This is a genomic window from Thiohalobacter thiocyanaticus, assembly GCF_002356355.1.
GTDB classification, from domain to species: Bacteria; Pseudomonadota; Gammaproteobacteria; order Thiohalobacterales; family Thiohalobacteraceae; genus Thiohalobacter; species Thiohalobacter thiocyanaticus_A.
The window spans coordinates 1757461-1780957 of record NZ_AP018052.1; the positions used below are offsets into that span (position 1 = coordinate 1757461).

A 23497-nucleotide genomic window follows, 5' to 3' on the forward strand; every position below is an offset into this window, starting at 1 on the left:
GACGGCCGCTTTTACGCGGCAACCGATGCCGGTAGAATGACAGGTGTGCTTAGAAGTCTTCAGGGTCGCCTGGTGCCAGCCAGCGCGGCCCTTTCTGTTTCTGGTCATCGCTCTGGCCTCCCCTTACCGTGCAGCCTTACGGCTGGCCTCGATCTGCCGGTTCAGCCAGGCATTCACCTCCGCCTCTACCCAACCCACGGCACGGCCGCCGAGGGAGACGGGCTTCGGGAAGCTGCCTTCCGAAATACGCAGATAGATGGTGGAGCGAGAAAGGCCGGTGCGAGCCTTGACGGCGGGAAGTCTGAGGATTGCGGTAGCCATGTTTGCGCCTCCTGAGGCGTTGTTGAACATGGCTCCATTGCGAACGAGCTAGGGGACTGTCCTTCAAGCTGTCTCGTGGAATGCCGCCCCAGGCCGCAGTGCAGCGCGATTTCAGCGACAGTACGAGCTAGCCCCTGTCGGCGTTACCAGCCCAGGCTGGGTTTCTTTGGCTCGGTTTCCTCCTGTAAAAGCTGTTTCACGCGGGTGACGGAAATCCCTTCCTCTTCGGCGACGGTCTTCAGGAATGCCTTGACGCCCTTGGCCTTGAGTTCGTCCACGCGCCTCTTGAGACGTTCCCGGCGTTGGGTTGCCGATTCGGTATCCCCGGCCCCGGCGACGGGTTGATCGACCAATCGGGTCAGCCGCCGCTTGTCCACCTTGAAGTTATTGCCCTCAAGTGTGAGCACTTCGGTGAGCTCGATGGAATGACCGGCCAGGTTCAGGGTGAGCGCGCCTTCGGTCGTCAACACAACGTGGCTGGCGTGCTTCTTTCCCTTGAGTAACCCGACTTCCCAGCGGGCGGCATCGGTGTCGCCGGTTCCGGAGCGATGCAGGTCAAGCAGGTTTGCCACCACGGCGGCGATCGATTCGGCGGATACCTGCCATTGCGCCAAGTCGCCTGCTGGCACCGGCACGCGGTTTATATCGCTGCGCTTGTCGCAAACGATGAATGCACGCGGATCGTTTCCTGGATTCGTCAGGACATGCACGGGCATGATGCATTCCCGCTCGCAGCCGGGACATGCCACACTAGTGGCCGGGCGGGCTTTCTTCATCAAGCCGCTATTCGTCATCGCCTTAACGGCCTCGGCCGGCCAGCCGTTCAGCTCATGATCGCTGATGAGGATCGCCGCGCCATTCTGCGCGCCGACGCGCCCAAGGAGTTCGACCAGGACGGATTCCGGGCTCATACCCCACCGGGCACAAGCGCTTCAGCCGCTTCCGCCGCTTCTTCTTGCTCCGGTTCTTTGGGCTCGATCCCGGAGGCTTCCAGCATGTCGCGCAGCTTCAGGTCCAGTTCGTCATACTTGAGGGAGCAGGAATTGGGGTGGGTGATGCGAATGGTGACCGACTTGGCGGGCTTGTCGTTGTCTACGACCACCGAGGCCGACAGCTCCACCTGGGTGACGTTATATAGATGCAGCGGCACGGACTTTCCAACCTTGTCGAGCAAGGTATAGACAGCATCCGGGTCCTGGGAGGCATCCGCCTCCAGCGTGATGCGGTCGCCCTTGTTCACCCGTGAGGAGAGCCGCAGCTTTTTCACCGCGACGCTTTCAATGCCACTACCCACCGCGTAGGTGAAATCAAAGCTCTTGTGGAGCAGAGGGCTCAGGTCGTAGACGCGCTCGTCCTTCGGGTCGGGTGGCAACTGGTCCAGTTTCAGGATCGCCGTGGCGAACATTCCCTGCAACGGCTCCACCGCCTTCTTCGGGCCACGGAAGTTCAGGTCCAGCGTGCCTTCCTTCTGAGAGTAAACGAAGATCACCTCAAAGGCGGGGTTGTGCGGGCGGCGGCCAAATTCGCCGTCCACCCACTCGATGCTTTGCTGGGAGTAGTCCTCGGGATAGGCGAAGAAGTAATCCAGGTCGCCCCGGCGGTAGGGCTCCACCACGCAGTTGTTGCCCCGGCCTTCGGTATGGTGGAAGTAGTTGCGGATCTGGTCGGCCAGTTGGCGGAGGCTGGCCTCGTCCACCGCCGCCGGCTTGTGGCCCATGTTCTTGCGCTTGCGCCAGTAGGGCAGGGTGTCGGCGTGATAGAAGCGGGTGGCCCCTTTCCAGCACTCGCCATGGTCCAGGTAGGTCACCATCGCCCGATGGTAGTGATTGGGCAGCGCCGACAGGGTTTCGATGAAATCCATCAGCTTGTCCTGCTCCGCCTGCATCTGCCAGCGCGCCTCGTCGATGATGGCCCGGAAACCCTTCTCGCAGCCCAGTTCAAAGATGTCCTGGAACTCGGCATCCATGGCCTTGCGTTCATCCTCGGGCAGCACCAGCCAGGCGTCGAACAGCGCATCCGGCTTGGTCTCCTTCATGGCGCCAAAGTCCAGGTCGGCTAGGAGCCCTCGGCCCTGGAAGTACCGGGCCAGCAAGGCATTGGGCACCTGCCGGAAGAAGCTGCGGGTCGAGTAATGCCGGGTCATCGAGACGCCTCCTGCGGGTTGTGGCCACACCCATTGGATTATGCTGGATTTTACTGTACATTGCAGTACATTCTCAGTCTACCAATCCGAGGGCGAAGATGGCCACCGCCAAGACTACGACCCTGACCTTCCGCATCGAGCCGGGCCTGAAAGAGGCGCTGCGCGAGGCTGCGAACCGTGAGCATCGTTCCATCGCCAACATGGTGGAAGTGCTAATCCGGGACTATTGCGGGCGCAATGGCATCACTATTCCGGAGCAGCGAGAACTGCTTCGTGATAGCGGCAAGGATTAAAAGCGCAACCGCCGCCGGGAGATGCCTGCCATGAAACTGATCGACAATATCAATGAGCTTCTCGGGGATGATCTGCGGCGGACCATTAAGCCCGGCGCGAAGCTCAAGATCGCCGCGTCCTGTTTCTCAATCTACGCATTCGCAGAGCTGAAGGAGCAGCTGGAATCCATCGAATCCCTGGAGTTCATTTTTACATCACCGACCTTCGTCCCGGATGAAGTGACGGATAGCGGTCGCAAGGTTCGGCGCGAGTTTCATATCCCCAAGGCAGAGCGGGAACGGAGCTTCTACGGTAGCGAGTTCGAGATACAGTTAAAGAACAAGCTGACGCAGCGGGCTATCGCCAGGGAGTGCGCCGATTGGATGCGGCGCAAGGCAGCCTTCCGCTCCAATCGTAGTAAAGCACCGATGCAACAGTTCGCCTGCGTCAACACGGGAAACGGAGAAGCCGTCTATCAACCTCTTTATGGTTTCACCGCCGTCGACCTGGGTTACCAGCAAGGCGACGCAGTTTCGAATTTCGTGAACAGGTTCGACGATCCCACTTACACCGGAAATTTTCTTCGGCTATTCGATCAGATCTGGAACGATCCGGAAAAAATCGAGGACGTGACCGAGAGGCTTTGCGACCACATTGCTTCCGTCTACCAGGAAAATTCACCGGAGCGCATCTACTTTCTGATGCTCTACAACATCTTCAACGAATTTCTGGAAGACATCAGCGAGGACGTCCTGCCGAACGACCGCACCGGCTATCAGGACAGCCTGATCTGGAACAGGCTCTACAGCTTCCAGCGGGACGGGGCGACTGGCATTATCAACAAACTGGAAACCTACAACGGCTGCATCCTGGCTGACAGCGTGGGCCTTGGCAAAACGTTTACGGCGTTGGCCGTTATCAAGTATTACGAGCTGCGCAATCGTTCCGTGCTGGTGCTCTGCCCCAAGAAGCTGGCGGACAACTGGCTCAACTACAACCGGAACCTCACCACCAATCCACTGGCGAAGGATCGGTTCAACTACGAGGTCCTCTGCCATACGGACCTTCAGCGCACCAGCGGAGAATCCTTCGGCACCCGCCTGGATCGGGTCAACTGGGGCAATTACGACCTGGTGGTGATCGACGAATCACACAACTTCCGCAACAACGACGTCTTCAAGGATCGGGAGACCCGCTACCAGAAGCTGATGAACAAGGTGATTCGTGAAGGGGTCAAGACCAAGGTCCTGATGCTCTCCGCAACGCCGGTCAACAATCGCTTTACCGACCTGCGCAATCAGCTCGCGTTGGCCTATGAAGGCGAATCCGATGCGCTTAGCGCCAAGCTGAGGACGGAGACCGACATCGAGGAAATCTTCCGCCGCGCCCAGACCGCCTTCAACGCCTGGTCCCGGTTGCCGCCGGATGAGCGCACGGCAGACGCCATTCTGGATGCGCTGGACTTTGACTTCTTCGAGTTGCTGGACAGCGTCACCATCGCCCGCTCCAGGAAGCACATCGAGCAGTTCTACGACACGACGGAAATCGGCACCTTCCCGGAGCGTCTCAAACCGCTGGCCTTTCACCCGCCATTGACACAGCGCAGCGACGTGATCGGGTTCAACGAGATCTACACGCAGCTGTCCACGGTCAAGCTCGCCGTCTATGCCCCGGTGAATTACATCCTGCCTAGCCGCTTGGCGAAGTACGAGGCGCTCTACGATACCGAGGTCTCCAGCGGCGGTGGTCGGCTAAAGCAGGCCGACCGTGAGCGCAGCCTCCAGGCGCTAATGACCACCAACCTGCTCAAACGTCTGGAAAGCTCGGTAGAAGCCTTCCGCATCACCCTGCAAAAGCTCCAGGACAACCACACCCGCACCCTGGAGAAAATCGCGACCTACAAGAAAACCGGCCGCGACCCTGGCTTTGCGGATGTCACGGCCGGCTTTGCGGATGCAGAACCGGAGGACGAAGAATTCCTGGCCGCAGACGATGAGTCCATCGGCGGCAAGGTGCGCATCAGCCTGGCCGACATGGATCTGCCGTCCTGGGAGCGGGACCTTGAGGCGGATCTGAGCATCATTGCGGCCTTGCTGGCCGAGATGCAAAAAGTCACCCCGGAGGACGACACCAAGCTGCAACACATCAAGGCGCACATCAACGACAAGATCAACGCGCCCATCAATCCCGGCAATCGCAAGGTCATCATCTTCACGGCCTTCGCGGATACCGCCCATTACCTCTACCGCCACCTGGTGCCCGGGGTTCTCGAAGCGCACGGCCTGCACAGCGCCATCGTGACGGGCTCTGATGCGCCCAAATCAACGCTGGGCAGGGGCTACGACTTCCAGTCCCTGCTGACCCTGTTCGCGCCCAATGCCAAGGACAAACACTATGTCTTGCCGGACGAGTCCAACGAGATCGACCTCCTGATCGCCACCGACTGCATTTCCGAAGGGCAGAACCTTCAGGACTGCGATTACCTGATCAACTACGACATCCACTGGAACCCGGTGCGCATCATCCAGCGCTTTGGGCGCATCGACCGCATCGGCTCCCCCAACGCCAGCATCCAGCTGGTCAACTACTGGCCGGACATCAGCCTGGACGAGTACATCAACCTCAAGGAACGGGTCGAAAACCGCATGGTCATCGTCGATGCCACCGCGACGGGTGACGACAATCTGCTCGATACCGAGGCCAGTGAAATCGCCTACCGCAAGGAGCAGCTCCGCCGCCTCCAGGAAGAGGTGATCGACATGGAAGACGTCAAGACCGGCGTTTCCATCACCGACCTGGGGCTCAACGACTTCCGCATGGACCTGCTCAATTACATCAAGACCCACGGCGAGCTGGCTAACCTGCCCAGCGGCCTGCACGCCGCGGTCCCTGCGGACAGCGACCGTGGCCTGGTGCCGGGGGTAATCTTCACCCTGCGTAACCGCAACCATGCGGTGAACATCCAGCAGCAGAACCGCTTGCACCCGTTCTACCTGGTCTATATCGCCAATGACGGCGAAATTATCGCCAACCATACCGAAGTAAAGCCTCTGCTGGACCTGGCCCGCGCCGCGTGCCGGGGGCGGGGTGACCCCATCCAGGCCGCCTGCCAACCCTTTAACCAGGCCACCGACGACGGCCGCAACATGGGCTTCTATTCCGACCTGCTGGACCAGGCCATCCGCAGCATCGTTCAGGTGCAGGATGAAAAGGACCTGGACAGCCTGTTCACCGGATCACGCACCAGCGCTCTCACCAACCCCATTGCCGGGCTGGATGACTTCGAACTGCTGTCTTTCATCGTGGTGCAGGAGGCGCGATGACCGAGCAAACAGGCCATCCGGCACTCATCGACTACCCCGAGCGCGCGCGGGTGGGCCGGGTGGTGCCCAAGAATCGCATCGTGGTGTCTGGTGCGCCGGGTCGGCGCGTGCGCGATAAGCTCACCAGCCAGGTGGCCCGAATCACCTGGCAGTACAAGTTGGCACAGGAAACGCTGAACCTGAAGGGCAGCAAGGCAGTGCCGGAAATTCAGATATTCCGTGTAGCGCTGAAGCCGGCCGGTGTCACCGATGAGTTGCCGGTGGATGTGTTGAAGTGCATCGACCGTGCTATTGGCTTTCCCATCATCTTTGAGCTGACCAGCAGCCGCGAGGACGGCGCAACCCGTGATGCTATCCGGGTAGCGGCCACCTACAAGCGGCCCAGTGAGGCCGATGCCAGCAAGTGGGTGCTTGACGACTACTTTGCCACTGACTGGCTTCCGGCGGACACACTCCGAACACCGCTGCCGGTGGCGCTGGATTTGTCCCGGCTTTATGAGCAGCTTCTGCGCGAACTGCTCCCCATCCAGGCTCGGCCGGGCGAGTCTATGGTGGCCCTTATGGAGCGCCACAGCCGCATTACAGCAAAGCAACGCGAGTGCCGGCGACTGGAAGCCCGCATTCAGCGGGAAAAACAATTCAACCGCAAGGTCGAGCTCAACCGCCAGCTACGGGCGTTGAAGGCGGAACTCGACACCTTGCGAGAAACGACCATCGAAGGAAATAAGCAACATGGCTGAAGAACCGACCCTCGACAAGCTGAAAATGCACAGCCCCGATCTGAGTCAGGACAACATCGCCAAGATTCGCGAGCTGTTCCCCGGCTGCGTAACCGAGGCCCGGGACGAGGTGACCGGGAAGCTGCGTCTGGCGGTGGATTTTGATCACCTGCGTCAGGAACTGAGCGACCATATCGTGGAGGGGGGGCAGGAGCGGTATCGATTGGACTGGCCGGGGAAGCGAGAGGCGCTGGCGCTGGCGAATGCGCCGATTGACCAAGCGCTGCGGCCAGCTCCGGAGGAAAGTTTACAGTTCGAAGCCACCAAAAACTTGTTTGTTGAGGGCGACAACCTTACCGCGCTCAAGTTGATTCAGGACACCTATCTTGGGCAGATTAAGCTTATCTATATCGACCCACCCTATAACACGGGAAAAGACTTCCTCTATCGCGATAGCTTTGCTTCTGACCAGGTGACGCAGGAGCTTGCTGCAGGTGAGCGGAGCGAGGAGGGAGCCCGCTTGGTAGCAAATCCGGAAGGAAATGGGCGGTTTCACTCCAGCTGGCTGACGATGATGGCGCCGCGCCTAAGGCTAGCCCGGAACCTCCTGAAGCGCGATGGAGCCATTTTTGTTTCCTGCGACGAAGGTGAGCAGCCACGCCTGCGTTTGATTATGGACGAGATATTCGGCCAGGCCAACTTCGTGGCCGATATGGTATGGGCGGCTGGGCGAAAGAATGATTCGCGGCTTGTGTCAGTCTCTCACGAGTACATCGTTTGCTATGCGCGTGACGCGGAGTACCTACGGGAAAACAAAGTCGTATGGCGCCAACGCAAAAAGGGGCTGGATGAAATCTATGCTCAGTATGAGCGGCTGAAGCGGCGGCATGGCAACGATTACCAAGCGATGACTGAGGGATTGAAAGAATGGTATCGGCAGCTTGCGGATGGCCATCCCGCCAAGGCGCATAAGCACTATAGCAATATTGATAATCGTGGAATTTACTTTGCGGCTGATATCTCTTGGCCCGGTGGCGGCGGCCCCAAGTATGAGGTTATGCATCCGGTTACCAAGCGACCTGTAAAAGTTCCAGCGCGGGGCTGGATGACGCCTGATTCTAATAAGATGGAAGAGTGGATTCGCGATAATAGGGTGCACTTCGGCGAAACCGAGGAGTCGGTACCCTGCATAAAGAAATACCTCAAGGACAGTGAGTACCAGACGCCTTACAGCGTGTTCTATCAGGACGGTCGGGCCGCTTCGAAACGCCTGCGCGCACTGATGGGGGGCGACCTGTTTAACTTCCCCAAGGATGAACTGGTGCTACAAGAAGTCATCGAGATGATGACTGAGGGAGATGACATCATTCTGGATTTCTTTGCCGGCTCTTCAACTACAGCCCATTCAGTCATGCTTCAGAACGCCGCCGACGGTGGCAACCGCAGGTTCATCATGGTTCAGCTCGATGAGACCGCGGACGATAAGTCTGAAGCATACAAAGCCGGCTTCAAGACCATTCCCGAGGTCAGCCGCGAACGCATCCGCCGCGCCGGCAAGAGAATAATTGAGGGCGGCGACTGCCACGCCGACTGGAACCGCGATGTCGGCTTCCGGGTGCTCAAGATAGATACCTCCAACATGAAGGACGTCTACTATCGCCCCGACGAGCTGAAGCAGTCCGACCTGCTCGATATGGTCGATAACGTGAAGGAGGACCGCACCGCCGAGGACCTGCTGTTCCAGGTCTTGGTTGATTGGGGCGTGGACCTGACGCTGCCCGTTCGCCGGGAGACGGTGCAGGGCAAGACCGTATTCTTCGTCGACGACAACGCCCTGGTCGCCTGCTTTGACCAGGGCGTCACGGAAGAACTGGTGAAAGAACTGGCCGGCCACGAGCCCCTGCGCGTGGTCTTCCGCGACAACGGTTTCGTCTCGGACGCAGTCAAGATCAATGTGGAGCAGGTCTTCCGCCAGCTCTCGCCCACTACCGAAGTCAAGTCGATTTGAGGGCGGCGAGGGAATAATTATGAAGTTTAAGTTCAAGGTCCAGCCCTACCAGACCAACGCCGTTAACGATGTGGTGGGCTGTTTCGCCGGCCAGCCCATGACGTCGGGGTTGAGCTACCGCATCGACCCGGGCCGCACGGCGCAGGCGAGCGCCTTCGAGGAAGGGTTCAAGAATGCCGATATTGCGCTGTCCGAGGCACAAATTCTGGAGAACATCCAGAAGGTCCAGCGGCGGCAGAACCTGTCGGTATCGTCGTCCTTGACCGATTTCACGACCTTCAACAAAAAGGGCGAGCGAGTGGCGGCGCCAGCGGCCTACAAGAAGGACGCGCTGGCCGCCACTCGCGTTCATCTCGATGTGGAGATGGAGACCGGCACGGGGAAGACCTACTGCTACATCAAGTCCATTTTCGAGATGAACAAGAGCTATGGCTGGTCGAAGTTCATCATCATAGTACCGTCGATCGCCATTCGTGAAGGGGTGTACAAGTCCTTCCAGGTGACCGCCGAGCATTTTACCGAGAGCTACGGCAAGAAGGCGCGATTCTTCATCTACAACTCCAAGCGCCTGCATGAGGTGGAGAGCTTCTCCTCGGATGCCGGGATCAACGTGATGATCATGAACATCCAGGCGTTCAACGCGCGCGGCAAGGACAACCGCCGGATCTACGATGAGCTGGACGACTTCCAGTCGCGCAAGCCCATTGATGTGATCGCCTCCAACCGCCCGATCCTCATTCTGGATGAGCCCCAGAAAATGGAGGGCAAGGCCACCATGGAGGCCCTGCCCAAGTTCAAGCCGCTGTTCATCCTGCGCTACTCGGCCACACACCGCGCCCAGCATAACCGTGTGCACCGGCTGGACGCCCTCGATGCCTACAACCAAAAGCTGGTGAAGAAAATCGCGGTGCGGGGCATTCAGACTCGTGGCCTGGCCGGGACCAATGCCTACCTCTATCTGGAGGGCATCGACATCTCGAAGAAGGCCCCCGTGGCCCGTGTCGAGCTGGAAGTGAAACTGAAGTCGGGCGAGATCAAGCGGCAGCTGCGCCGACTGGAATTCCGTGATGACCTGTTCGTCGAATCGGGCGAACTGGATCAGTACCGGGGATTCACCATCAGCCAGATCGATGCGGTCAACGATACGGTGGAGTTCACCAATGGCGCTGTATTGAAGGCCGGCGAGGCCAGCGGCGATGTCACCGAGCGCGACATCCGGCGCATCCAGATCCGCGAGACCATCAAGGCGCACCTGGACAAGGAAAAGCAGCTCTTCGCCCAGGGCATCAAGGTGCTGTCGTTGTTCTTTATCGATGAGGTGGCCAAGTACCGCGACTATGACCAGGCCGATGAGAAAGGTGAGTACGCCCGGGTCTTCGAGGAGGAGTACGCCCTGCTCAAGGATGAGTATCTGTCGGAGCTGACGATCGACAACGAAACGTATCGGAAGTACCTGGATAACATCGAACCGGGCAGCACGCACAACGGCTACTTCTCGATCGACAAGAAAACCAACCGGCTCAAGGACCCGGCGGTCGGCGCTCGCTCGGTCGATTCCGATGATGTTGACGCCTACGACCTGATCCTGAAGGACAAGGAACGCCTGCTGGACTTTGCCGAGCCGACCCGGTTCATCTTCTCCCATTCCGCGTTGCGCGAGGGCTGGGACAATCCAAACGTGTTCGTCATGTGCATGCTCAAGCACAGCGACAACACCATTTCCCGTCGCCAGGAAGTTGGCCGGGGGCTGCGCCTGAGCGTCGACCAGCACGGCGATCGTATGGACCATCCGGCCGTTGTGCACGACATCAATGTGCTGACGGTGGTGGCGAGCGAAAGCTACAAGGACTTTGTGGCGGGACTGCAGCAAGAGATTTCGGAGACTTTGTCATCGCGTCCGCGCCAGGCGACGGAAGCCTATTTTACGGGTAAGACGATTACCACGGACCAGGGAACGACCGAAGTAACCGCCGCGATGGCGAAGCAGATCTATCGCTATCTTCTGAAGAATGACTACACGGACGATGCCGACCATATCGTCAGTGCCTACCATGATGCCAAGGCCGCCGGGACGCTTGCGGAGCTGCCCGAAGAGCTGAAGCCCCACGCGGAGCAGGTCTTCCAACTGATCGACAGCGTGTTCAGCGACGCGCAAATTCCGAAGGTGGATGACGGGCGTAAACCCAAAACCAACCCTCTCAATACGAACTTCGAGAAGAAAGAGTTCCAGGAGCTGTGGGCGCGGATCAATCGCAAGGCGGTGTACCGGGTCGAGTTCGATTCAGCGGAACTGATCAGGAAGTGCGTCAGTGCGCTGGACAAGGAGCTGCGCGTCACCCCTCTACAATACACCGTGCAGGCAGGTGTTCAGAACGATGGCTTGACTGATGAGCAGCTGCGGCGTGGTGACGGATTTGAGGTGCAAGAGACCACGACCGAGTACGGAGACTCAATTCATTCTGTCGTGAGGTACGACCTGATCGGCAAAGTTGCAGCGAATGCGGAGCTCACTCGAGACACGGCCGCGACGATCCTGGGCCGGATTCAGACCGCAGTGTTCGGACAGTTCAAACAAAACCCCGAACAGTTTATTTCCGAGGCCTCGCGTATCATTGCTGAGCAGAAGGCATCCATGGTTATCGAACGTTTGGCCTACGATGAGGTGGATGAGCGCTATGACGCTGACATCTTTACCGCTAACCAGACCGCGCAGGACTTTTCGCGCGCTACGGCGAAACTCAAGAACCACGTCTACGACTACGCGATCACGGACTCTGACGTGGAAAGGGAATTCGTCAAAGAGCTGGATACGAGTAGCGAAGTCGTCGTCTACGCCAAGCTGCCGCGCGGCTTTCTGATTCCAACCCCGGTCGGTGATTACAACCCAGATTGGGCCATATCCTTCAAGGCCGGCACTGTGAGGCACATCTACTTTGTGGCAGAGACTAAGGGGACGATGTCCTCGATGAAGCTGCGTGAGATCGAGAAAACGAAGATCGAATGCGCCCGTAAATTCTTCACCGAAATCAGTCAGAGGATCACTGAAGACCGCGTCAAGTATGACGTCGTCACGGATTACGCAAGGCTGATGGATGTGGTTGGACGGGTTGCCAGTACCTGATCGAGGGTTTCGCTTCGCCGGTGAACGGAACCTCCGTCCGATCCGGCATCGAACATTCAGTTGCCCGGCGCACAGATCATCAGGCCGGGGTTAAGGGCTTCGGACCGCCCGTCACGCCGCTTGCAAGCTACGCGGCAAGCGCCGCGCCGGGCTGCGTCGTGCCAGGATTCGGGGCCGCCAGACTGCCTCCGCAAGCTCCGGCAGACTGGCTCCGTGGCTTCGTTCGACGCCTGGCCCCTTCGTTCCCGCCCGCACTCCGCCACGGCACCCTTCGCCCCAAAAGACGGGGCCAAGGGCTTGCGGCTCCGCAGCGGGCTGCGCCGTGCCGGGATTTACCGCTGCCGGATGCTTTGCAACCGGCTCGGTGGCTTCGGTCAGCGTTGGTTCCCTTCGTTGGTTCCCTTCGTTGGTTCCCTTCGTTGCCGCTTGCGCGGTGGCACTGGCAGGCCCGGCATTCGCCCGGCCTGCCGCGCCCCCGCACGGCGCTGCGCTTTCCCGCCCGCAATTATCTCAGGCTTCGGTAAAGGTTCGGTGCGCCCTGCCCAGCCAGGGTCGGTGTCGGCAACTGAACATAATGCTGGGAATTATGCGCAGCACAAAAGGCGTGCTGTCCGCTTCGCCGCATAATTTGCATTATGTGTAAGTTGCCTCCGCCTGTTCTTGACCCCCCGCCCGCCTGCCCGTCCGCCCCCAAGGGGCTCCCTGGGGGCTTCGCTCAGGCGCTCTGATTCATCGGAATGACTTCGGCGCCGGCTTTCAGCTTGTCGAGGTAGTCCGCCCACTTCTGCATCATCTTCCGCCGCTCCCGTAGGTGGGCCGTGCGGTTGTAGGCGCGTCCGTTCGGATCGCGCACGGCGTGGGCGAGCTGGTGCTCGATGAAGTCAGGCCGAAAGCCCAGTACTTCATCCAGGATGGTACGCGCCATCGCCCGGAAGCCGTGGCCGCTCATTTCTTCCTTGCTGATTCCCATGCGTCGCATGGCTGCGAGGATGGCGTTATCGCTCATGGGCTTGTCGCCCCTGGGATTCCGGGCGCTGGGGAAAACGTATCGGCCGTTGCCTGTGAGGGGATGCAGCTCGCGGAGGATGTCCATGGCCTGGCGGGAGAGGGGGACGATATGCGGTGTATTGGTCTTCTTCACCGTATAGCGCCACTCCGCTGCATCCAGATCGATGTCGGCCCATTCGGCATGGCGCAGTTCGCCGGGGCGGACGAACACCAGCGGCGCAAGGCGCAGGGCGCAGCGCACGGGGAGGGTGCCTTCATACCCATCCAGAGCGCGTAATACCTCGGCTACTTTCTTGGGCTCGGTGACGGAGGCGAAATGCGTTCCCTTGACCGGTGGCAACGCGCCGCGCAGATCGCCGGTGGGGTCACGTTCGGCCCGGCCGGTCGCCACGGCATAGCGGAACACCTGGCCACAATTGCCAAGGGCACGATGCGCGGTTTCCAGGGCGCCGCGCTGCTCAATTCGACGAATGACTTCCAGCAGTTGCGGGGCGGTGATGTCGGCGACGGGCTTGCCGCCGAGCCACGGGAAGATGTCGCGCTCCAGGCGGCGGATGATTCGGTCGCCGTGATTGGCTGACCAGTTGGGGGAGTGCTTGGCGTACCATTCGCGGGCGACCGCCTCGAAGCTGTTGGCCGCTCGCTCCACCTTCGCGGCCTTGGTGGCCTTGCGGTTTTCGCTGGGGTCGATGTCATTGGCCAGCAGCTTGCGCGCCTCGTCCCGCCGATCACGGGCATCCTTCAGGGATACATCGGGATAGACACCCAGGGAGAGCCGCTTCTCCTTGCCCCCATATCGGTACTTCAGCCGCCACCACTTGCCCCCGCTGGGGGCAACTTCCAGATACAGCCCGCCGCCGTCAAAGAGCTTCCGGGCCTTATCGCCGGCTTTGGCGTTGCGGATGGCGGTATCGGTGAGGGGCATGGGGGCAACTCCCTGTGCTTGTTGTGCTGTTGCCCCTAATGCTGCCCCCAGTTGCCCCCGGATGTCAATGGATGCTGTAGGGCCTCCATGGACCGGAATTGCAGGTAATTCGTTGAAATCAGGCAATAAAAAAGCCGTCCTAGGACGGCTTTGGATGTTGAATTGGTGGAGGCGGCGAGAATCGAACTCGCGTCCGCAGGTCCTCCGCCATCGGCTCTACATGCTTATCCGCGCCTTTGTATTTAACTGCCGGCTACCCGACGGGCAGGGAAGACCAACAGCGATTCCGGTTGGAGTTTAACGAATCTGCCCCGGACGAGCTTCATCGCGATCCTGTGAGAATCGACGCCTGAATGTCCCGTCTACCCGAAGGTATAAAGGACTCTGGACGCACAGGCACGGCTCCAGTCAGACGGCATTCTACCGGTTTTTAAGCGGCGAGTGCGTAGTTGTCGTCGTTGGCAACTATGATTGTACAGATGGATTTACGAGGGAATCTGTATCCTCGGCATGCACCTCAGGTTTTGTAACCCACGTCGAAACCAGGTCGCCCCCGATTTCGGTGTGTCTTCCCTAATATGCGGCCAATCAGCGGGTTTTTCAAGGCCGGATCTGCCGCATTCAGAACATAAGACAGGGGTTTGCCGGGAAAGTTCCCTTACCTGGCACCGGATTTCATGATCCGCTGCTTCTCCCGGGCCCAGTCGCGCTCCTTGATGGCGGCGCGCTTGTCGTGGGCCTTCTTGCCCTTGGCCAGGCCGATCTCCAGCTTGGCCCGGCCGCGCTTCCAGTACATGGCCAGCGGTATCAGGGCGTAGCCCTTGCGCTCCACGGCGCCGATCAGCTTGTCCAGTTCCTCGCGGTGCAGCAGCAGCTTGCGGGTGCGGGTGGGATCCGGATGGATGTGGGTGGAGGCGGTCAGCAGCGGGGTGATCAGGCAGCCGAAGAGAAAGGCCTCGCCGTCCTTGACGATGACATAGCTCTCGGTCAGCTGCACCTTGCCGGCACGCAGGCTCTTGACCTCCCAGCCCTCCAGGGCCAGGCCGGCCTCGAAGCGCTCCTCGATGTGATAGTCGTGGCGCGCCTTCTTGTTCAGGGCGATGGTGCTGCCGCCGCTGCCTGTTTTGTTGGATTTACTCTTGGCCATGACGCGCATTATACGGGCAGGCGCGGGCGCCGGCCATGAGAATCATAGCCCGGTCTATTGTGTAAGCGGCCGTTTTTCCGGACAATTGCCGGAAACAATACATCCAAGGGGGAAGTCCATGCCTGCACGCCGTACGTCGATCCACGGAGAGTGGTCATCGCGCCTGGCCTTCATTCTGGCCGCGACCGGTTCGGCAGTGGGACTGGGCAACATCTGGCGCTTCCCCTACGTGACCGGCGAGAGCGGCGGCGGTGCCTTCGTGATCCTCTATCTGGTCTGCGTGGCCGCCATCGGCCTGCCGGTGATGATGGCCGAAATCATGCTGGGCCGGCGCGGCCGCCAGAGCCCGATCAACACCATGCGTACCCTGGCCCGGGAAGAGGGGCGCAGCCCGGCCTGGCAGTACGTGGGCTGGCTGGGCATGGCGGCGGGTTTCCTGATCCTGTCCTTCTACAGCGTGATCGCCGGCTGGACTCTGGCCTATGCGCTGCGCACCGTCAGCGGCGTGTTCAACGGGGCGACCGCGGAGGGTGTGGCGGCCATCTTCGAAGAATTCATCAGCGATCCCGAGCGGCTGCTGGCCTGGCATACCATCTTCATGGTGATGACCACCATCGTGGTCTCGCGCGGGGTGAAAAGCGGCCTGGAGCAGGCGGTGCGCTACCTGATGCCGGCGCTGTTCGTGCTGCTGGTGGTGATGGTCGGCTATGCCATGAACACCGGCCAGTTCGAGCAGGCGGTGAACTACCTGTTCACGCCCGATTTCAGCAAGATCACCAGCGGCGTGGTACTGAACGCCATGGGCCAGGCCTTCTTCAGCCTCAGCCTGGGCATGGGCGCGATCATGATCTACGGCTCCTACCTCTCGCACACAGCCTCCATCCCGCGCACGGCGGCCATCATTGCCCTGATGGACACCCTGGTGGCGATCCTGGCCGGGCTGGCCATCTTCCCGCTGGTGTTCGAGTACGGACTCGCGCCCTCGGCCGGGCCGGGGCTGATCTTCCAGACCCTGCCCATCGCCTTCGGCCAGATGCCGGGCGGAGCGCTGGTCGGTTTCCTGTTCTTCGTGCTGCTGGTGTTCGCGGCCTGGACCTCGGCCATCTCCCTGGTCGAGCCGGTGGTGGCCTGGCTGGTGGAGAACCGCGGCATGCAGCGGGTCAAGGCCGCGGCGCTGACCGGACTGATGGCCTGGCTGTGCGGCATCCTGGCGCTGCTGTCACTCAACCTGTGGTCGGGCGATGCGCGCTTCACCTTCTTCGACAAGGGCTTCCTGGATCTGTTCGACTGGGTGACCTCCAATGTGATGCTGCCATTGGGCGGGCTGCTGATCTCGGTGTTCGCGGCCTGGATCATGACCCGCGAGTCCAGCCGCGGCGAACTGGGTCTGGCCAACGGCATGGGCTATACCCTGTGGCGGGTGCTGGTGCGCTATGTCACACCGGTGGCGATCGGACTGATTCTGCTGAACAAAACAGGTATCCTTACACCCTGAGCACAAGCAGATTCAGCCGTTCGCATGACAACCTCCATTCAACGCAGTGCCCTGGTGCCCTATACCCCGGCCGAGATGTTCGCCCTGGTCAGCGATATCGACACCTATGCCGATTTCCTGCCCTGGTGCAGCGCCTCGCGGGTGCTGGAGCGTCCGGACGAGGACCAGCTCAAGGCCCGGGTCGAGATCAGCAAAGGCGGCCTCCACAAGGCCTTCACCACCCATAACCGCCACCAGCAGGACAAGTGCATCGAGATGCGGCTGGTGGAGGGCCCGTTCAAGCGTCTGGAGGGGTTCTGGCAGTTCGACCCCATGGGTGAGACCGCCTGCAAGGTGTCGCTGGACCTGGAGTTCGAGTTCGCCAACCGGATGCTGTCGATGATGGTGGGGCCGGTGTTCAACCAGATCGCCAATACCCTGGTGGATGCCTTCCATGAACGCGCACGGCAGGTCTATGGAAAGCGCTGACCGCATCCAGGTGGAGGTGGCCTATGCCCGCCCGGACCAGCAGGTGATTCTGCCGCTGGAGGTGGCGCGCGGGACCACGCTGCGCCAGGCCATCGAGCAGTCCGGCATCCTGGAACAGTTCCCCGAGATCGACCTGGAACAGCAGCAGCTGGGTATTTTCGGCAAGCTCAACAAGCCGGACACCGAACTGCGCGAGGGCGACCGGGTGGAGATCTACCGATCGCTGATCGCCGATCCCAAGGAGGTGCGCAAACAGCGCGCGGCGGCGGGCAAGAAGATGAAGAAGGGCGGCGGGGATCTGGACAAGGAAGGGTGATTTTCATATCCCCTGACCCTGGCCCTCTCCCGCCAGGGGAGGTGGGATGGAAGTTCGCAGACCGGGCTAAGCGCAGCGTTCCAGGCAATCCCGGTGGCTGCCGGAAACGGGCCTGGCGGTCCTCATTCCAGCCTGCGACCTATCCACCGTCATTCCCGCGCAGGCGGGAATCCATGGGCCGCGGCGGTTTCCGGGTCCCGGCCTGCGCCGGGATGACGGTGTTATACCCTTGAGCAGGCGCCATCAGGACTTCGCCTGTTTTGCTAGCGCGGCAGTTCGTCGTCCTGGCTGAAGGTGATCCACTGCCACAGGCGCGACAGCAGCCCGCGCGGCTTGCGCTGCTGCGGCGGTACCGTGACCGTGGTGCTCTGCGGCGGTTCGGCGCCGGGGGCATCGGGATCCGGCCGCAGGTCGCCGGTGATCTCGCTCAACCGGTCGTTCTCGAACCGCAGGCTCACGTGGTAGCTCTCGCGTTCACCCCGACCCGGCTGCATCCAGTAGACATAATCCCAGCGGTCGGCGTGGAAGGTGTCGTCGACCATCGGCGTGCCCAGGATCAGCTGGACCTGGCGCTTGTCCATGCCCGGCTCCAGCCGGTTCAGGTCGTACTGTTCGACCACGTTGCCCTGCTGGACGTCGACGCGGTGCACGAACGGCAGGCGCTCGACGCCGGCGCAGCCACTGATCAGCAGGCTTGTCAAAACGGTTGAAGAAATGAGAAGCTTTCGCATAAGTATCAAAAATACCGGTCACGTCTGGGCGTTGTGCGCGGCATGATAACCCAATTGTGGCGGCGATTCACGGACACGGCATGAGGACAGCCAGGTGGAATCACAGGATCTGCGCAAAGTCGGTTTGAAGGTCACCCTGCCCAGGATGAAGATCCTGGAAATTCTGGAACAGAACGAGCAGCGTCACCTCAGTGCCGAGGATGTCTACAAGGCCCTGCTGGAGGCCGGAGAGGATATCGGCCTGGCCACGGTCTACCGGGTTCTGACCCAGTTCGAGACCGCCGGCCTGGTCACGCGCCATCACTTCGAGGGCGGGCATTCGGTGTTCGAGTTGTCCCAGGGCGAGCATCATGACCATATCCTGTGCGTCAAATGCGGCCGGGTGGACGAGTTCGTCGACGAGGTCATCGAGGAACGCCAGCACAAGATCGCCGAGAAGGCCGGTTACGAAATGACCGACCACAGCCTGTACATCTACGGGGTGTGCGAGAAGTGCCGCAAGGAGGGTTAAACTCCTTGCTCCCTCGTCATTGCGAGCAACGCGAAGCAATCTCCTAACGGTGGCGGTAGCCCGAACGAGATTGCCACGGCGCTTCGCGCCTCGCAATGACGAGGATTGTTATTTCCGCTGCGCCGTTTTCTTCTTTCCCTTCTTTTTCTTCGCTTCTCCCTGCTGCGCCCGCGCGATCATCTCCTCGGCGTGCCGGCGGGTGGAATCGGTGATCTCCATCCCCCCAGCATGCGGGCGATCTCGTCGCTGCGCTCGGTGTCGCTGAGCGCACGGATGCGGGTGCGGGTGCTGTCGTCGCCGGTGAGCTTGTGCACCTGGTAGTGCTGGTGGGCCTGGGCGGCGACCTGCGGCAGATGGGTCACGCACAGCACCTGGCTGCGTTCGCCCAGGCCGCGCAGCTGGCGGCCCACCACCTCTGCAATGGCGCCGCCGATGCCGCTGTCGACCTCATCGAATACCAGCGTGGGGGTCGTGGCGGCATCCTTGGCCACCACCTGGATGGCGAGGCTGATGCGGGAGAGTTCGCCGCCTGAAGCGACCCTGGCCAGGGCTTGCGGCGGCTGGCCCGGGTTGGCGCTGACCCGGAACTCGATCCGGTCCAGGCCATGTCGGCTCGGCTGCTCGTCCTCGAGCGCTTCGACCTGCACCTCGAAGCGCCCACCCGGCATGCCCAGTTCCTGCATCCCCTCGGTAATGGCCTGGCCCAGATCGGCGGCCGCCTTGCGCCGCTGCCTGCGCACCCCCAGGGCCTGCTCGCGCCAGGCCTGCTCCAGTGCGGTGATTTCCTGTGCCATGGCGTCGCGGTTCTGGTCGGCCTGTTCCAGGCGGGCCAGTTCGGTGCGGGTATCCTCCAGCAGCTGTGGCAGCGCCGCCGGCTCGATCCGGTGCTTGCGTGCCAGCTGCTGCAGGGCGGCGATGCGGCTCTCCAGATACTGCAGCCGCTCCGGGTCCAGCTCCAGCCGGTCCAGGAAGCGGCGCAGTTCGTCGGCCGCCTCGCGTGTCTGGACCTGAGCCGTGCCCAGCAGTTCCAGTACGCCTTTCAGCCGGTCATCGACGGTCTCGAAGCGTTCCAGCGCATCCACGCCCTGGCTGAGCAGGCCGTCGGCGCTGAGTTCGTCGTCATAGAGCCAGCCCAGGGTCTGGTTGCAGCGTTCGATCAGTTCGCCGGCATGCGCCAGGCGCCGGTGCTCGGCCTCGATCGCCTCCCACTCGCCGGGGGCGGGCGCCAGGCGTTCGAGCTCGTCGAGGTGGAAGCGCAGCAGGTCCAGCCGATCGTCGCGCTGACGGGCGGCGTCCTGCAGTTCATCCAGGGCCTGTCTGCGCTCGCGCCACTGGCGGTAGGCCGCGGCCAGCCGACTGATGGCGTCGGTGTGGCCGGCGTAGCTGTCCAGCAGCCTGCGCTGGGTGTCGCGCTGCATGAGCGACTGGTGTTCGTGCTGGCCGTGGATATCGACCAGACGGTCGCCGATGGCCCTGAGTTGCTGTACCGGCACCGGGCTGCCGTTGATATAGGCGCGCGAGCGGCCCTCGCGCAGAATCACCCGGCGCAGCTGGCATTCGCCGCCGGCGGCGAGATCCATTTCCTCCAGCGTCTGCTGGAGTGCAGGCAGGGCGCCGAGGTCGAACAGCACCGCCACCTCGGCCCGGTCGCAGCCGTGGCGGATGACGCCGGTGTCGGCACGGTCGCCCAGTGCCAGGCCCAGAGCGTCGATCAGGATGGACTTGCCCGCACCGGTCTCGCCGGTCAGCACGGTCATGCCGGCACGGAAATCGAGTTCCAGTTCGTCGACGATGACAAAGTCGCGGATGTGGATGTGGGTCAGCATAGGCGTCACAGAAGCGTGCTCAGCGTTCGTCATTGCGAGCGCAGCGCGGCAATCCCTTTACGTCGGCTGTAACGTCTGGAGATTGCTTCGTCACTTTGTTCCTCGCAATGACGTGATTCTTTCACTGGGTGATTGCAAACACTCACGAATGCACGCCCCAGCCGAACTTGCGCTGCAGGATGCCGAAATAATCATAGCCCGGCGTATGGATCAGGCGCAGCTGGTGTTCGTGTCGGCATACCCGTACCCGATCGCCTGGCATCAGGGTGAAATTGACCTGGCCGTCGCAGGTGACCTGGGCCTGGGTATCGTCCCCGTGCAGACCGATATCGATGATGGCGGCATCGTCGATGACAATGGGGCGGTTGTTCAGGCTGTGCGGACAGATGGGCACCAGACCGAAGGCATCCAGCCGCGGGTGCAGGATGGGCCCGCCGCCGGACAGGGCATAGGCGGTCGATCCGGTGGGGGTGCACACGATCAGACCATCGGCGCGCTGGGTGCTGAGCAGGTTGCCGTCGATGTGCACCTCCAGTTCGATCATGCGGGCGATATCCCACTTGTGCACCACCACGTCGTTCAGTGCATCGCTTGCGTTGACCACCTGGTCCCCGCGCAGGACGCGGGCATGCAGCAGGGTGCGGGATTCCTCGCGGTACTGGCCGCTGAGGATCCGGTCCAGATCATCCGTCATGTCCTCGGGCAGGATGTCGGTCATGAAGCCCAGCCGTCCCAGGTTGATGCCGATCAGGGCCACGCCGGCCGGGGCCAGGTCGCGGGCGGCGTTGAGCATGGTGCCGTCGCCCCCGACCACGATGGCCAGGTCGCAGGCGCCGGCCAGGGCCGGGCGCTCCAGCAGCGGCAGGTCGCCGGTGTCGATGCGTTCGCGCATGTCGGCCTCCAGCAGGATCTCCAGCCCGCGTCCGCGCAGGTAGGTGATGAGCCGGTGCAGGGTGTCGCGCACCCGCGGGTCGCCGGTTTTGCTGATCAGGCCGATCCGGGAAAATTCGTTGTGCATTGCTTCCCCCTTGAATGCTGGCGACAGTAGCACGAGCACCCCGCCAGCGGCAATGCTCGCCGGCGCCAACATCCTAATCATGTTGAAATTTTCGCCATTGTCCCGGCTTGACCCGGGCGCAGCGGGTTGCTAGCCTGTCAAGGACTTAGCACTCCTTTTCATTGAGTGCTAAGATCGAATCCAACCCTAGCCACCCCCTGACCACACATGAGCAGGCAGCCTCCCACCGAGTTGATGAACGAACGCGCCCAGCACCTGCTGCGGGTGCTGATCGACCGTTATATCCGTGAGGGTGAGCCGGTCGGCTCGCGTACCCTGGCGCGGGACTCGCGTCTGGACCTGAGTCCGGCCACGGTGCGCAACGTCATGTCCGACCTGGAGGAGATGGGCTTCGTCGCCGCGCCGCATACCTCGGCCGGCCGCATCCCGACGGTGCAGGGCTACCGCCTGTTCGTCGACAGCCTGCTCAACATCCAGCCGCTGGACTCGGTGCAGGTCGAGCAGCTGCGCCAGGAACTGTGGGCCGAGGAGACCGATTCCGGGCGCCTGATCGAGACCGCCTCCAACCTGCTCTCGGACATCACCCGGATGGCCGGGGTGGTGACCCTGCCGCGGCGCGAGCACGTCGCGCTGCGGCGGATCGACTTCCTGCCGCTGTCGCAGAACCGGATCCTGGTGATCCTGGTGATCAACGAGAAGGAGGTCCAGAACCGCATCATCCAGACCGAGCGCACCTTCAGTGCCTCGGAACTGGAGACCATTTCCAATTTCCTCAATGCCCACTTCGCCGGCAAGGACATCCACGCAGTGCGCACCCACCTGATCGACGAGATGCAGCAGGCGCGCCAGGACATGAACGACCTGATGATGTCGGTGGTCTCGGTGGCCGAAAAGGTGTTCTCCGGCGAGGACAGCGACGAGGAGGACTATGTCCTGGCCGGCCAGACCAACCTGATGCAGTTCCGCGAGCTGTCCGACGTGGAGAAGCTGCGCGAGTTGTTCGAGGCCTTCAACCGCAAACGTGACATCCTGCACCTGCTGGATAAGTGCATCTGCGCCAACGGGGTGCAGCTGTTCATCGGTGAGGAGTCCGGTTACCAGGTGCTGGACGAGTGCAGCCTGGTGACCGCCCCCTATTCGGTCGAGGGCGAGGTCATCGGGGTGCTGGGCGTGATCGGGCCCACCCGCATGGCCTACGACCGCATCATCCCCATCGTCGACGCCACCGCCCGTCTCCTGGGCGCGGCCTTGAATTCCAGGAACTGATCCCCAAATAGGACGCAAAGCCCGCGCAGCGAGGCATTTTGCCCCTCCCTTGTGTGAGTACCCGAGGGGCATAGAAGGGCTGCGCTGAGGGGCCCGCAGTTTCGGCAGACGGCGTGGCTGTCGTCGGCATCCTAATTTAATGTAGAATTTCACGAATATTATTTAACAATCTGAATTACGGAGATTATTTATGTCCGACCAGGAGAAGGTGACGACCGAGGCCAATGCGGACGCAGGCGACGAGGAGGCACCTGCGGCCGCGGCGCCGGGCGACGCCGGGGCCCGGCCCGAGGAGATGCAGGCCCTGCTCGAGGATGCCCGCAACAAGGCCGACGAACACTGGAATCAGTGCATCCGCCTGCAGGCCGAACTGGACAACCTGCGCAAGCGCGCCGAGCGCGACGTGGCCAATGCCCACAAGTTCGCCCTGGAGAAATTCGCCAACGACCTGCTGCCGGTCAGGGACAGCCTGGAGATGGGTATAGCCGCCGCCGGCGAGGGCAACGAGGTCGACCCGGTCAAGCTGAGGGAGGGTTCCGAGCTCACCCTGAAGATGCTGGCCGACAGCATGGCCCGGTTCGGGATCCAGCAGATCGATCCCCAGGGCCAGAAGTTCAATCCCGAATACCACGAGGCCATGTCGATGCAGGAACGCAGCGATGTCGAGCCCAACACCGTGGTCACCGTCATCCAGAAGGGCTACACCCTCAACGACCGGCTGATCCGCCCGGCCATGGTGATGGTGTCGCGGGCCCCGGCCCAGGATTCGCCGCAAATCGATGAACGTGCTTGAAACGACGGGAATCGCCCACATCTAGTGGGGCAGACATCGGATAACTGAGCAATCAGGGAACACAGACAAGATCCATTTGGAGAAC

General features: G+C 61.5%; 19 protein-coding genes and 1 other RNA gene. 11 read left to right on the forward strand and 9 right to left on the reverse strand.

The window, feature by feature from the left end; genetic code table 11:
* Positions 1-123: 123 nt before the first annotated feature.
* The 3 genes from CFK21_RS08140 to CFK21_RS08150 all read right to left on the reverse strand — a co-directional run bounded on the left by CFK21_RS08140 (position 124) and on the right by CFK21_RS08150 (position 2356).
* On the reverse strand, positions 124-321 hold the full coding sequence (locus CFK21_RS08140; RefSeq protein WP_096366188.1) for a helix-turn-helix transcriptional regulator: 198 nt from the start codon (positions 319-321) through the stop codon (positions 124-126).
* A gap of 143 nt (positions 322-464) precedes the next feature.
* Positions 465-1232, reverse strand: coding sequence for a hypothetical protein (locus CFK21_RS08145; protein WP_096366189.1), 768 nt, complete (start codon positions 1230-1232; stop codon positions 465-467).
* Positions 1229-2356, reverse strand: coding sequence for a hypothetical protein (locus CFK21_RS08150; protein WP_231971482.1), 1128 nt, complete (start codon positions 2354-2356; stop codon positions 1229-1231). The genes CFK21_RS08145 and CFK21_RS08150 overlap by 4 nt, the downstream gene beginning before the upstream one ends.
* A gap of 206 nt (positions 2357-2562) precedes the next feature.
* Here CFK21_RS08150 and CFK21_RS08155 point away from each other — a divergent pair, with 206 nt between their 5' ends.
* From CFK21_RS08155 to CFK21_RS08175, 5 genes are read left to right on the forward strand one after another with little or no spacing between them, the layout of a single operon-like run.
* Entirely contained in the window at positions 2563-2757 is a 195-nt protein-coding gene (locus tag CFK21_RS08155) for a ribbon-helix-helix protein, CopG family (RefSeq protein WP_096366191.1), read from the forward strand.
* A gap of 30 nt (positions 2758-2787) precedes the next feature.
* On the forward strand, positions 2788-6060 hold the full coding sequence (locus CFK21_RS08160; RefSeq protein WP_096366192.1) for a helicase-related protein: 3273 nt from the start codon (positions 2788-2790) through the stop codon (positions 6058-6060).
* Entirely contained in the window at positions 6057-6800 is a 744-nt protein-coding gene (locus tag CFK21_RS08165) for a DUF4391 domain-containing protein (protein WP_096366193.1), read from the forward strand. The genes CFK21_RS08160 and CFK21_RS08165 overlap by 4 nt, the downstream gene beginning before the upstream one ends.
* Positions 6793-8787, forward strand: coding sequence for a site-specific DNA-methyltransferase (locus tag CFK21_RS08170; RefSeq protein ID WP_096366194.1), 1995 nt, complete (start codon positions 6793-6795; stop codon positions 8785-8787). The genes CFK21_RS08165 and CFK21_RS08170 overlap by 8 nt, the downstream gene beginning before the upstream one ends.
* Before the next feature lie 19 nt (positions 8788-8806).
* Entirely contained in the window at positions 8807-11908 is a 3102-nt protein-coding gene (locus tag CFK21_RS08175; RefSeq protein WP_096366195.1) for a type III restriction-modification system endonuclease, read from the forward strand.
* Positions 11909-12623: 715 nt separating this feature from the next.
* Here the strand turns inward: CFK21_RS08175 and CFK21_RS08180 are convergent.
* The 3 genes from CFK21_RS08180 to smpB form a co-directional block, all read right to left on the reverse strand.
* Positions 12624-13841, reverse strand: a complete 1218-nt coding sequence (locus CFK21_RS08180) for a tyrosine-type recombinase/integrase (RefSeq protein WP_096366196.1) — start codon at positions 13839-13841, stop codon at positions 12624-12626.
* Positions 13842-14004: 163 nt separating this feature from the next.
* Positions 14005-14396: a transfer-messenger RNA gene (gene ssrA / locus CFK21_RS08185) on the reverse strand.
* 103 nt (positions 14397-14499) lie between these two features.
* Positions 14500-14988, reverse strand: a complete 489-nt coding sequence (smpB, locus tag CFK21_RS08190) for an SsrA-binding protein SmpB (protein ID WP_096367552.1) — start codon at positions 14986-14988, stop codon at positions 14500-14502.
* Between the two features lie 118 nt (positions 14989-15106).
* Here smpB and CFK21_RS08195 point away from each other — a divergent pair, with 118 nt between their 5' ends.
* The 3 genes from CFK21_RS08195 to CFK21_RS08205 are packed head-to-tail and all read left to right on the forward strand — an operon-like array spanning position 15107 to position 17267.
* Complete coding sequence (locus CFK21_RS08195; RefSeq protein WP_096366197.1) at positions 15107-16483, forward strand: sodium-dependent transporter; 1377 nt, start codon at positions 15107-15109, stop codon at positions 16481-16483.
* A gap of 24 nt (positions 16484-16507) precedes the next feature.
* Entirely contained in the window at positions 16508-16951 is a 444-nt protein-coding gene (locus CFK21_RS08200) for a type II toxin-antitoxin system RatA family toxin (protein ID WP_096366198.1), read from the forward strand.
* Positions 16938-17267: an RnfH family protein gene (locus CFK21_RS08205; RefSeq protein WP_096366199.1), complete on the forward strand. Its 330-nt coding sequence runs from the start codon at positions 16938-16940 to the stop codon at positions 17265-17267. The genes CFK21_RS08200 and CFK21_RS08205 overlap by 14 nt, the downstream gene beginning before the upstream one ends.
* Positions 17268-17530: 263 nt before the next feature.
* On the opposite strand, the gene CFK21_RS08210 is transcribed toward CFK21_RS08205, so the two are convergent.
* Positions 17531-17968 carry an outer membrane protein assembly factor BamE gene (locus CFK21_RS08210; protein ID WP_157745530.1) on the reverse strand — a complete coding sequence of 146 codons (438 nt, stop codon included), beginning with the start codon at positions 17966-17968 and terminating at the stop codon, positions 17531-17533.
* A 175-nt stretch (positions 17969-18143) separates the two neighbouring features.
* Between CFK21_RS08210 and fur the strand changes: the two genes are divergently transcribed.
* Positions 18144-18509 (forward strand): ferric iron uptake transcriptional regulator, encoded by a 366-nt coding sequence (fur, locus tag CFK21_RS08215; RefSeq protein ID WP_231971596.1) that lies wholly within the window; start codon positions 18144-18146, stop codon positions 18507-18509.
* 176 nt (positions 18510-18685) lie between these two features.
* Here the strand turns inward: fur and recN are convergent, their stop codons facing one another.
* Both recN and CFK21_RS08225 read right to left on the reverse strand, forming a co-directional pair.
* Positions 18686-20335 carry a DNA repair protein RecN gene (recN, locus tag CFK21_RS08220; protein WP_369801190.1) on the reverse strand — a complete coding sequence of 550 codons (1650 nt, stop codon included), beginning with the start codon at positions 20333-20335 and terminating at the stop codon, positions 18686-18688.
* Between the two features lie 142 nt (positions 20336-20477).
* A complete protein-coding gene (locus tag CFK21_RS08225; RefSeq protein WP_096366202.1) occupies positions 20478-21353 on the reverse strand; it encodes an NAD(+) kinase in 876 nt (291 codons plus the stop codon).
* 207 nt (positions 21354-21560) lie between these two features.
* Between CFK21_RS08225 and hrcA the strand changes: the two genes are divergently transcribed.
* Both hrcA and grpE read left to right on the forward strand, forming a co-directional pair.
* Positions 21561-22619, forward strand: a complete 1059-nt coding sequence (hrcA, locus tag CFK21_RS08230; protein WP_096366203.1) for a heat-inducible transcriptional repressor HrcA — start codon at positions 21561-21563, stop codon at positions 22617-22619.
* A gap of 190 nt (positions 22620-22809) precedes the next feature.
* The gene (gene grpE, locus CFK21_RS08235) at positions 22810-23412 is read left to right on the forward strand and encodes a nucleotide exchange factor GrpE (RefSeq protein ID WP_096366204.1); all 603 of its coding nucleotides are present in this window, start codon (positions 22810-22812) and stop codon (positions 23410-23412) included.
* Positions 23413-23497: the final 85 nt, after the last annotated feature.

What these genes read in the sequence shown, in the direction of transcription:
- CFK21_RS08140 (WP_096366188.1), bottom strand. Translation starts at nt 321, where the DNA reads ATGGCTACCGCAATCCTCAGACTTCCCGCCGTCAAGGCTCGCACCGGC.
- CFK21_RS08145 (WP_096366189.1), bottom strand. Translation starts at nt 1,232, where the DNA reads ATGAGCCCGGAATCCGTCCTGGTCGAACTCCTTGGGCGCGTCGGCGCG.
- CFK21_RS08150 (WP_231971482.1), bottom strand. Translation starts at nt 2,356, where the DNA reads ATGAAGGAGACCAAGCCGGATGCGCTGTTCGACGCCTGGCTGGTGCTG.
- CFK21_RS08155 (WP_096366191.1), top strand. Translation starts at nt 2,563, where the DNA reads ATGGCCACCGCCAAGACTACGACCCTGACCTTCCGCATCGAGCCGGGC.
- CFK21_RS08160 (WP_096366192.1), top strand. Translation starts at nt 2,788, where the DNA reads ATGAAACTGATCGACAATATCAATGAGCTTCTCGGGGATGATCTGCGG.
- CFK21_RS08165 (WP_096366193.1), top strand. Translation starts at nt 6,057, where the DNA reads ATGACCGAGCAAACAGGCCATCCGGCACTCATCGACTACCCCGAGCGC.
- CFK21_RS08170 (WP_096366194.1), top strand. Translation starts at nt 6,793, where the DNA reads ATGGCTGAAGAACCGACCCTCGACAAGCTGAAAATGCACAGCCCCGAT.
- CFK21_RS08175 (WP_096366195.1), top strand. Translation starts at nt 8,807, where the DNA reads ATGAAGTTTAAGTTCAAGGTCCAGCCCTACCAGACCAACGCCGTTAAC.
- CFK21_RS08180 (WP_096366196.1), bottom strand. Translation starts at nt 13,841, where the DNA reads ATGCCCCTCACCGATACCGCCATCCGCAACGCCAAAGCCGGCGATAAG.
- smpB (WP_096367552.1), bottom strand. Translation starts at nt 14,988, where the DNA reads ATGGCCAAGAGTAAATCCAACAAAACAGGCAGCGGCGGCAGCACCATC.
- CFK21_RS08195 (WP_096366197.1), top strand. Translation starts at nt 15,107, where the DNA reads ATGCCTGCACGCCGTACGTCGATCCACGGAGAGTGGTCATCGCGCCTG.
- CFK21_RS08200 (WP_096366198.1), top strand. Translation starts at nt 16,508, where the DNA reads ATGACAACCTCCATTCAACGCAGTGCCCTGGTGCCCTATACCCCGGCC.
- CFK21_RS08205 (WP_096366199.1), top strand. Translation starts at nt 16,938, where the DNA reads ATGGAAAGCGCTGACCGCATCCAGGTGGAGGTGGCCTATGCCCGCCCG.
- fur (WP_231971596.1), top strand. Translation starts at nt 18,144, where the DNA reads ATGAAGATCCTGGAAATTCTGGAACAGAACGAGCAGCGTCACCTCAGT.
- recN (WP_369801190.1), bottom strand. Translation starts at nt 20,335, where the DNA reads ATGCTGACCCACATCCACATCCGCGACTTTGTCATCGTCGACGAACTG.
- CFK21_RS08225 (WP_096366202.1), bottom strand. Translation starts at nt 21,353, where the DNA reads ATGCACAACGAATTTTCCCGGATCGGCCTGATCAGCAAAACCGGCGAC.
- hrcA (WP_096366203.1), top strand. Translation starts at nt 21,561, where the DNA reads ATGAGCAGGCAGCCTCCCACCGAGTTGATGAACGAACGCGCCCAGCAC.
- grpE (WP_096366204.1), top strand. Translation starts at nt 22,810, where the DNA reads ATGTCCGACCAGGAGAAGGTGACGACCGAGGCCAATGCGGACGCAGGC.